We start from the raw sequence: 304 nt of genomic DNA, 5'->3' as shown, positions 1-304 counted from the left end.
ACTGGAGGACCGAACCGACTACCGTTGAAAAGTTAGCGGATGACCTGTGGATCGGAGTGAAAGGCTAATCAAGCTCGGAGATAGCTGGTTCTCCTCGAAAGCTATTTAGGTAGCGCCTCATGTATCACTGTAGGGGGTAGAGCACTGTTTCGGCTAGGGGGTCATCCCGACTTACCAAACCGATGCAAACTCCGAATACCTACAAGTGCCGAGCATGGGAGACACACGGCGGGTGCTAACGTCCGTCGTGAAAAGGGAAACAACCCAGACCGTCAGCTAAGGTCCCAAAGTTATGGTTAAGTGG

Annotated in this window: 1 rRNA gene; it reads left to right on the top strand. The window is 52.3% G+C overall.

The features are described from left to right. Positions 1 to 304: ribosomal RNA gene (locus tag AC0L20_RS40600) — 23S ribosomal RNA — on the top strand; the annotation flags it as partial.

Source organism: Bradyrhizobium sp. Kon58, from assembly GCF_055807455.1.
This window is presented reverse-complemented; position numbering and strand designations above follow the sequence as displayed.